The organism is Aeromonas sp. 1HA1, from assembly GCF_029237385.1.
In the GTDB taxonomy this organism is placed as follows: Bacteria; Pseudomonadota; Gammaproteobacteria; order Enterobacterales; family Aeromonadaceae; genus Aeromonas; species Aeromonas popoffii.
Genome location: NZ_JAACGC010000104.1, coordinates 1 through 8,751 on the forward strand (window position 1 = coordinate 1; position 8,751 = coordinate 8,751).

The following is an 8,751-nucleotide window of genomic DNA, read 5'->3' on the forward strand; positions in this document are numbered from 1 at the left end:
CAGGACTCTGAGGGTAGAATTGGTCATGGCGTATCACCTCTGTTAATTGAGATTCTTCGCGGGAATCAATCAGCAGGATACGCCACCTTCTCTATCTCCCCCATACACCAGAAATCACCATAACTCAAAAACCTCGCAGTGCGAGGTTTTTTTATTGGAGGTCGTTTACCTGATCAGATGGCAAATTCTTCGACGGATTTACCGTCGGCAACGGCCTTGGCAATCGCGGACGGCATGCGGCCCTGACCGGTCCAGGTTTTTTCAACGCCGTTATCCAGATAGCGATATTTGGCCGGGCGAGGGGCGCGCTTGCTTTTCGCGGCTTTGGCCGGTTCAGTGGCAACGGTTCCCACCAGTTCGGCAGGGTCAATGCCGGCGGCTTTCAGCATTTCGGCATATTCGTTAATCTTGCGCTGATGCTCTTCACGGGCCTGACGATCGGCGGATTCATCTTGCTGACGTTCGGTAACAATAGCAGAGAGTTTTTCCATCCCCTCTTCCAATTGCTCCAGAGTGAGCTCACGGCACGCTGCGCGCAAGCTACGGATATTCAGCAGTACTTTCAAAAATTCGTTCATAGTGTCCACCACGCGAGCAAAGGAGTGAATTAAATAAAAAGAGTAATTTTGTGTAATTTATACGGCAGATTACTATTAAGTCAAGATAAGCGAAATAATAAATTCAGCATGAAAATTAAGTGAGCTATTTCGGATTCAGGCAGGATCCAGCGATATTGACCTACATAATACTCGACTGAGTTCTGAATAGATGAAAATAGCGACAAAATCGAAATAATTGCACCGTTTGACTACCATTTCGCCATTTTTAAACGCCCTGCATGGGGATTTAATCAAAAAACTTGCTATAACGTGCCAGCGCGATAAAATGTGCTTCGAATACCTTTAAGTAGAGGCGCGCTGCCTATAAGTACTTGTGCGGAGGGTGATGCCTGTGATGCACAACGAAAGGAGTCAGCGCCGAAGTGGCCAGGCCATCATACCGGGCTGCTGGTTCTGCATCGAACAGGTGCAGGACTGCCATAGTCATCCACTATGGAGCGCTACCTGAAGGGGCTGAGGAGTATAACCTCCCCATGGGTTTTGTTTCTTTATCCTCTCGGTAGATCTCCACCTGCTGTCTTTAGGTGTAAAGAGATCATGGACATCATTCATTACGCCGACTCCGGTTGGTCTGTCATTCCCCCTTTACTGGCCGTCGCTCTGGCGATCATCACACGCCGCGTCCTGGTGTCGCTGGGCGTTGGTATTGTTGCCGGTAGTCTGTTGCTCAATCAGTTTTCTCCGCTCGATTCCCTGCATTACATGTTGAACACTGTGCTCAAGATCTTCTGGGTCGACGGTGCACTCAATAGTGACAACGTCAACATGATCCTGTTCATGCTGCTGCTGGGCGGCCTCATCAGTCTGATGAGCGTCTCCGGTGCGACCCGCGCCTTCGCCGAGTGGGCTGAGCGTCGTGCCAAGACCCGTAAGGGGGCCAAGGCGCTCACCGGCATGATGGTGTTTGCCTTCTTCATCGATGACTTCTTCCACAGTCTGTCGGTGGGGGCCATCTGCCGTCCGGTCACCGACCGCTTCCAGATCTCCCGCGCCAAGCTGGCCTATCTGCTGGACTCCACCGCGGCGCCCGTCTGCGTACTGATGCCCATCTCCTCATGGGGAGCCTACATCATTGCCCTCGTGGGCGGCATCATGGCGGCGCACGGTCTGACAGATCAGAGCCCCATCTCCGCCTTTGTCGAGATGATCCCGATGAACCTCTACGCGGTGTTCACCCTGGTCATGGTGCTGGTGGTGATTGCGTTCCAGCTCGATATCGGCCCCATGCGTCAACACGAAGAGTGGGCGCTGGCAGGCAAGCTGTGGGACGAGTCCAAGGGCCGCCCCATCGGTCTGGATATGGAGAGCCCGGAAGAGAGCAACGGCGGCATGATCGACATGGTATTGCCGATCCTGACTCTGACCGTCGCCACCATCTATTTCATGGTCCACTCCGGTGCCGCCGCGTTGAGCGAACAAGGGCTGCCGTTCAGCGTGCTCGGCTCGTTCGAGAATACCAACGTCGGTTCTTCTCTGGTCTATGGCGCTCTGTGCAGCCTGGTGGTCTCCATCGGTCTGGCCATGCGCCTCAAGCTCGGTGCGAATAACTGGATTAAGGCCGCGCCACAAGGGGTCATGGCCATGCTGCCTGCCATCAACATATTGTTGTTCGCCTGGGCTATCGGTGCCGTGGTGCGCGACGTGGAAACCGGCAAGTACCTGGCCTCCATGGCCAACGGCAACCTGCCGACCGAAGTGTTGCCAGCCGTGGTGTTTATCCTCTCCTGTGCCATGGCGTTTGCCACCGGCACCAGCTGGGGCACCTTCGGCATCATGCTGCCGCTGGCCGGTGACATGGCTGCCGCCAGCGACATCAGCCTGATGTTGCCGATGCTGGCCGCCGTGCTGGCAGGCTCGGTGTTTGGCGATCACAGCTCGCCCATCTCGAGTACCAGTATCCTGTCGGCCACGGGCGCAGGGTGCCATCACATCGATCACGTGATGACCCAGCTGCCCTATGCGCTGGCCATCGCCTTCGGTGCTGCGCTCGGTTACCTGGTCATGGGGCTGATGCATTCCGTGCTGGCGGGCTTTACCGTCAGCGGGCTCTGGTTTGTGATCTTCTCCGGTTATCATCTGCGCAAGGCTCGGCGCCATCGAGCGCTGGCTATGGCATAAATAGAACAAGGGGCCCACGGGCCCCTTGGTTTTGGCAGGGGCTTTGGTTAGCATGCGCCCCATAAATTCAGTTTCGGAACAACACCATGGCTTCACTGCACTACAAATTTGCCACCATGAATTCAGGCAAATCCACCCAGCTCATCCAGGCCCACTTCAATTATCTGGAGCGGGGCATGCAGCCCCTGGCCATGACACCGGCCATTGATGACCGCTTCGGCGTGGGGGTGATCAGTGCCCGGGTTGGCCTTGAGCTGAAGGTGGATGTGTTCAGTGACAGTTGCGATCTGTTCGAGATGGTGAAGGCGCGCCATGCCCAGAAGCGTATCGATGTGTTCATCGTCGACGAGGCCCAGTTTCTGACCCGCGAGCAGGTTTACCAACTGGCGCGCATCGTCGACGAGCAGGATATTCCCGTGATGGCCTATGGCCTCAAGACCGACTTTCGGGGGGAGCTGTTCCCGGGCTCCTATCATCTGCTCTGTCTTGCCGACAAGTTCGAAGAGCTGAAAAGCATCTGCTGGTGTGGCAACAAGGCGCACATGAACTCGCGGGTGAGCGCTGCTGGCCAGGTGATGCGGGATGGTGAGCAGGTGGAAATCGGTGGCAACGATCGCTATGTGTCGTTGTGCCGCAAGCACTATCTGGAAGGGCGGGCCTACAAGTGATCGGGCCGCGATAAGAGAGAAGGGCGCCAATCTGGCGCCCTTCTTGTTTGTTTACGACTCAGTCGATCTCGATATCCACCGGCGCAATGATGGGATCGGCCACTGGCAGACGATGGAACAGCTGGCGAAAATGTTGCTGGACCCGGCCTATGTCCACCAGTGACATGCCCGAGGCGAAGCCGAACCAGACGTAGAGCCCGGTGAGATCGCGAAACATGGGAGGCAGGTAGCGGGGGGCATCGATCAGCCCCTCCAGATAGTGCTGATAGAGCACAGGAATGTCGTCCAGGGTCACCTTGCCGACGAACAGCATGGGCAGGATCTCGGGGACCCCTTCCAGCACAGCGCTGCGGATGAAGTTGACCGTCTCCACGTAGCCGCGCACGTAGGAGAGATCCTTGGTGAAGCAGGCACCGCCGCCAACCATGCCGCCGCGAAACACCCGCTGGGTGATCATGTAGGCGTCGTGTTCGCTGGTGCCCACGTGCACCCAGCCTTCGTGCACCTCCAGTACCTGCAGGTCCAGCTCGGAGAAACGGGCGTGGGAATTGAGCTTGATGTAATCGCCGCCGGCGGCGGCATCCGAGACGATGCCATCGCTCAGCTTGACCTGTACCGTGCCATCGCTGAAATAGCTCGACAGTTTGCCCTGCAGCTTGGCGACCGCGGCTTCCCCTTCAAATTCCTTGGGATAGGGGCGCACCAGATGGCGGGCACCAGGCAGGGAGAAGATGTCGCACAAGCGGGCTCCCAGCTCCCTGAGGGTCTTGCGATCGCCGCGCAGGTGATCGCTGGCCGAGCCGTACAGCAGCTGGCTGTAGCGCAAGAAATCAGGCTGTCCGCGTTGGCGCAGCATCTCGATCACCACCATGTACTGATCGACCGTCTCTTGCAGTATGCGGCCCAGATCATCCCGAGGGCCCAGCCGGCGCCGGATCCTGTCCCGCAACTCCTTGAGTTCAAGATACTTGTTGCGGGGATCGAAGCCGAGGGGCAGGGCATCGTAGAAGTGCTGATCGATGGCTGGCAGTGCGCGTCCTCCGTTGGCCAGAAAATCGGCCTGGAGATGACGGGGCCACTTGATGGCATCCAGAATGCGAATGGGCTTTTGCAGGGCCAGCAGTTCATCCGACAAGGATTTCAGATGCAGGCGGTACTTTTCTTGGATGGTCATCAGGCCTTCTGAAGGGGGAAGGTGGGGCGAGAATAACTGAGTATATGCATAGTGCTTGCCAAAAAGAAGCTGGCGCCCAGCTTATCCGGCCACTGCACTTTTGGTTGCCGGAAAATTGGTTTAGACTGCGCCCCTTGATCCTTATCGTGTCGTGGAAATGATGAATATCCCCAGCTCTGAAATGATAATGCGTTGGTTGCAGCAGGCTCGTATCGAGCACTATGTCTGCGATCAGTGTCATGGCATCCACATTGTCTCCCTGCAGTCCGTCGACGGCATTCAGGAGAGCCGGATCTTTGTCGAAGAGGAAGGGCTGCTGTTTTCATCCGAGCTGGAAGTGCGTCCTTCCTCGCTGCTGCCGCTGATGGCCGAACTGGGTCGCCTCAACATGCAATATCCGTCGCTCAAGGTGTTCCTCGACATCATTGATGACAACCTGCCGCGCCTCATCGTGGGCCACACAGTGTTTACCAAGGCGGGTCTCTCCGTGGAACAGTTCCTGCTGTTTGTCGAAAGCACCACGGCCGCGACCCATGAAGTGGTGTCCGAATGCGAGCGCCTTGGCTTCCTGAACCTGCCCGAGATCCAGGTCGCGCCGGAATGCGTGCACTGATTTGTGCGTTAAATGTGCGAACGATTCGTCAGGTAAAAAAAGCCGTTGACGCCGGCGGGGCTTTCCCCTAAATTACGCCCCGTTCCAGCGCAACAGCGCCATGAACACTGTGTTGGCTGAACACGTTAAACAACAGACCAGAATTTGGTGATGTGCCCGAGTGGCTGCCAGGCAATGCTCTTGGCAAGCATGAGCTCATGACCAAAACAAATTGGTGAGGTGTCCGAGTGGCTGAAGGAGCACGCCTGGAAAGTGTGTATACGGCAACGTATCGAGGGTTCGAATCCCTCCCTCACCGCCAAATAAAACAAAAGGGCCTGTCGACAGACAGGCCCTTTTGTTTTTTCCCGTGATCGCTGGTGCGACCCGTATCCAGGGGGCAGGCTCGTCGTCTTGCACTGCCTGCTGGGGGATGCTCTTTCGCCGAGCGCAGGCGTCACTGCCCTGCTGCTTTTTTGCTCATTGCCGCTATGCCTCATGTCTCCCGAATTAAGATGAGAGATCCTGTGTTAAGCCGTGGCTCGCAGGGCGTAGCCAGCATATGAGGGCATGTCAGCGTCTGCCAGCGACAGTGCCTTGGCGCAGGGCTGGGCAAGCGCGACGGACACCCGGGAGGTGAGGCGGGTCAGCAGTTCATAGGGGATAGTCCCTATCTTCTCTGCCACCTGTTCCACCGGCAGGCCCTCGCCCCACAGGATCACCTCATCCCCGCACTGATCGCTGGCCTGTGGCCCGAGGTCGACCGTGATCATGTCCATGGCAACCCGGCCGACGATGGGCACCCGGCGACCGTTGACGAGCATGGGCGTCCCCTCGGGAGCCATGCGCGGATAACCGTCGCCATAGCCGACCGCGACCACCCCGAGGGTGGTGTCGCGATGAGCCACCCAATGGGCGCCATATCCTACCGATTCTCCCCGCTTGCACTTTCTGATGGCGATCAGCTGGCTCTTGAGGGTCATGACGGGGCGCAGCCCATGATCGGAGGCCAGCTGGCCTCCGAAGGGGGAGGCGCCATAAAGCATGATGCCAGGTCTTATCCAGTCGCTACGTGAATCCGGCCAGGCCAGGATCCCTGCCGAGTTGGCCATGGCCTTCTCGCCCGGCAGGTGGGCGGTGAGCATCTTGAACGCCTCGATTTGCTGCTGGGTGGCTTGGCTATCCTGCTCGTCGGACTGGCTGAAATGGGTCATCAGATGAAAAGGCTGCACCACGTTTTTGCATCGGCTCAGTCGCTCGATAAAGGCGGGCAGCTCCTGCTCCCTCACGCCTAGCCGGTTCATCCCGGTATCGAGCTTGAGCCAGACCCTGACGGGGGCCGGCAATTGGGCCCGTTCGAGCAGCGCCAACTGCTCCCAGGTGTGCAGTGTGGTCTGCAACTCCTGGGCTGCCAGCAGGGAGAGCGCCTCGGCCGAGAAGAAGCCACCCAGCACCAGAATGGGTTTGGTGATGGCATTTGCACGCAGTACCAGCGCCTCTTCGAGTCGCGCCACCGCATAGGCATCTGCCTGGACCAGGGTATTGGCGACCTGCAGCAGGCCATGGCCATAGGCGTTGGCCTTGATGACTGCGATGATCTTGCTGTGGGGGGCGTGGCGCCGCACGACGGCAAAATTGTGATGGAGCGCATCGACATCGATGCTGGCCGTAACTGTGTTCATCATGGGTTCGGGTGTCTGCTTGATGAGGATCGGGGTTGGCTGTTTATCTCAATCTTGACCCGCTGGCCTGAACGCCTTGGGTCAGGTCGCCGCAGACCGCGCAGCGGATGTTGTTTTATATGCTTTTAAATGTACAGTTATGTTATCAGTTGTTTTTTGTTTGGTAAATTATGTGGCGAATAGGAGTGAAGTAATGGCATAAATACGGGATATTCCTCTGTATAAATATGCTTCCCGATGCTTTCTTTTGCTCCCTATCACACGATATTTATCACTGGTTATGACCCTCCAACAGGCAGGGGTTAATGTGGCGTTTCAGTGAGTTGGGGTCGGGTATTATGCGTGTTGAGAGGTTTTGACAGGGATGGGGGGCGAGACTGGCCGGATGAAGGCGCGGGGGAGGGGAAAAAGCAGGGCTGCCGGGATGGCAGCCCTGTTGACCAGCTACACCTTGAAGAAACCGATGCCCTTGTTGAGTTGATGGATGATGTCGGTCAGCTGGGAGGCATCGTGGTTGACGCTCTCGGCGGCGGATACGTTCTCCAGCGACATCTGGGCAATCTCCTCGACCGACTGGGCAATCAGCTGGCTGGCGGCGGCCTGCTCATGGAGCATGGAGCTGATCTCCTGGATGAGGCCCACCACCTTGCGAGAGCTCTGATCCACCTGGGCCATGGTATCGCTGGAGCTGTCTGTGGTTTCTCGCACCCGGCTCATGCTGTCGGCACAGGTATTCATTCCCTTGACCGCCCCTGTGGCCCCCTGCTGGATCGACTTGAGCATCTCGTTGATCTCTTGCGTCGCCTGGGTCGTCCGCGCCGCCAGGGTTCGCACCTCGTCGGCGACCACGGCAAAGCCACGGCCCATGTCACCGGCCCGGGCTGCCTCGATGGCGGCGTTGAGTGCCAGCAGGTTGGTCTGGTCCGCCACCCCCTGGATCATCACTGAAATCTGGCTGATGCGGGTGATGTCATCGAACAGCCCCTGCACCTGTTTGGCCGAGTCGTTGACGGCAGTGGTGACCCTGAGCACCTCTTGCGAGGCGTGCTTGACCTGCTCTTCACCGACATGGGCGATCTCCCCTGACTGGACCACCACGCTGTTGGCCTGGTTGGCGAAGGGGGATAGCTGGGAGGGGCTGGCGGTCAATCTTTCAGTGGCGTGTCGCATTTCACCGCTCAGGGTGGCGGTGGGGGGCGTTTGCCGGGTATCGAGTTGCAGGCTCATGACTGTCGCTCCCGCATCATGGTTGCACCACCTTGTAAACATTATCGAGCAGCTTGAGCGGTTCGAACGGCTTGGTCAGCCAGACCCGGGCGCCGGCCTCGAACCCCTCTCGCTTGATCTGGTCGGAGTCCTCCGTGGTCAGCATGATGAAAGGGAGGTAGCGGGTCGTCTGCTGCGCCTTGACCCGTCTGAGCAGCGTCATGCCATCCATGCCAGGCATGTTGAGGTCTGAAATAATGAGGTTACGCGTCGCTTTTCCAGCTGGATGAGGGCGGCCTCACCATCGGCTGCTTCTATCACGTAAAAACCGGCGCTGCTGAGCGTCATGGTGATGGCCGCCCTGATCCCGACGGAGTCATCCACCACGAGTATGGTCTTGCCCATAAGTCATCCTCTCGGCGCTACATCAGGAGGGGGCCCCAAGCGCAGGGGCGAGGCCTGCTCAGGTCCTCAGTGATAATTGTTGTTCAAGAGTCTGATGTGGGAGAGATTTTTTATATTGAATCCGGCTTTGGGAGACGCTTGGCACTGTTTGTGCATTATCCCTGACTCTTATACACAAATATTGTGAACTGATTGGCACTTTTCCCGATTTCCAGGATCTGATCTCCTATGTGACTCCCGAACATGGTAACGATCATGCTAACTTTTGCTCTTCATCGTGCGGCCG

General features: G+C 57.5%; 9 protein-coding genes, 1 tRNA gene and 1 riboswitch. Of the genes, 4 read left to right on the forward strand and 6 right to left on the reverse strand.

What is annotated here, in order from left to right; translation table 11 throughout:
- Positions 1 to 173: 173 nt before the first annotated feature.
- Positions 174 to 578, reverse strand: coding sequence for an H-NS family nucleoid-associated regulatory protein (locus GWQ22_RS19960; protein WP_042034328.1), 405 nt, complete (start codon positions 576 to 578; stop codon positions 174 to 176).
- A gap of 321 nt (positions 579 to 899) precedes the next feature.
- A riboswitch (Lysine riboswitch) is annotated at positions 900 to 1,071 on the forward strand.
- Positions 1,072 to 1,157: 86 nt separating this feature from the next.
- Here GWQ22_RS19960 and GWQ22_RS19965 point away from each other — a divergent pair.
- Positions 1,158 to 2,738, forward strand: a complete 1,581-nt coding sequence (locus tag GWQ22_RS19965; protein ID WP_108536694.1) for a Na+/H+ antiporter NhaC family protein — start codon at positions 1,158 to 1,160, stop codon at positions 2,736 to 2,738.
- 86 nt (positions 2,739 to 2,824) lie between these two features.
- Positions 2,825 to 3,406: a thymidine kinase gene (locus GWQ22_RS19970; RefSeq protein WP_042034326.1), complete on the forward strand. Its 582-nt coding sequence runs from the start codon at positions 2,825 to 2,827 to the stop codon at positions 3,404 to 3,406.
- A 58-nt stretch (positions 3,407 to 3,464) separates the two neighbouring features.
- Here the strand turns inward: GWQ22_RS19970 and GWQ22_RS19975 are convergent, their stop codons facing one another.
- On the reverse strand, positions 3,465 to 4,580 hold the full coding sequence (locus GWQ22_RS19975; protein WP_275931416.1) for a tyrosine/phenylalanine carboxypeptidase domain-containing protein: 1,116 nt from the start codon (positions 4,578 to 4,580) through the stop codon (positions 3,465 to 3,467).
- A gap of 157 nt (positions 4,581 to 4,737) precedes the next feature.
- On the opposite strand from GWQ22_RS19975, the gene GWQ22_RS19980 reads away from it, so the two are divergent.
- The gene (locus GWQ22_RS19980) at positions 4,738 to 5,193 is read left to right on the forward strand and encodes a YbjN domain-containing protein (RefSeq protein ID WP_080741086.1); all 456 of its coding nucleotides are present in this window, start codon (positions 4,738 to 4,740) and stop codon (positions 5,191 to 5,193) included.
- Between the two features lie 213 nt (positions 5,194 to 5,406).
- A tRNA-Ser gene (locus tag GWQ22_RS19985) sits at positions 5,407 to 5,494 on the forward strand.
- 208 nt (positions 5,495 to 5,702) lie between these two features.
- Here the strand turns inward: GWQ22_RS19985 and alr are convergent.
- The 4 genes from alr to GWQ22_RS20005 all read right to left on the reverse strand — a co-directional run bounded on the left by alr (position 5,703) and on the right by GWQ22_RS20005 (position 8,465).
- The gene (gene alr, locus GWQ22_RS19990; RefSeq protein WP_275931417.1) at positions 5,703 to 6,857 is read right to left on the reverse strand and encodes an alanine racemase; all 1,155 of its coding nucleotides are present in this window, start codon (positions 6,855 to 6,857) and stop codon (positions 5,703 to 5,705) included.
- A gap of 441 nt (positions 6,858 to 7,298) precedes the next feature.
- Positions 7,299 to 8,081, reverse strand: a complete 783-nt coding sequence (locus GWQ22_RS19995; protein ID WP_275931418.1) for a methyl-accepting chemotaxis protein — start codon at positions 8,079 to 8,081, stop codon at positions 7,299 to 7,301.
- A gap of 16 nt (positions 8,082 to 8,097) precedes the next feature.
- Positions 8,098 to 8,283, reverse strand: a complete 186-nt coding sequence (locus GWQ22_RS20000) for a hypothetical protein (protein WP_275931419.1) — start codon at positions 8,281 to 8,283, stop codon at positions 8,098 to 8,100.
- A complete protein-coding gene (locus GWQ22_RS20005; RefSeq protein WP_275931420.1) occupies positions 8,280 to 8,465 on the reverse strand; it encodes a hypothetical protein in 186 nt (61 codons plus the stop codon). Before GWQ22_RS20005 ends, GWQ22_RS20000 begins: the two co-directional genes overlap by 4 nt.
- Positions 8,466 to 8,751 lie beyond the last annotated feature (286 nt).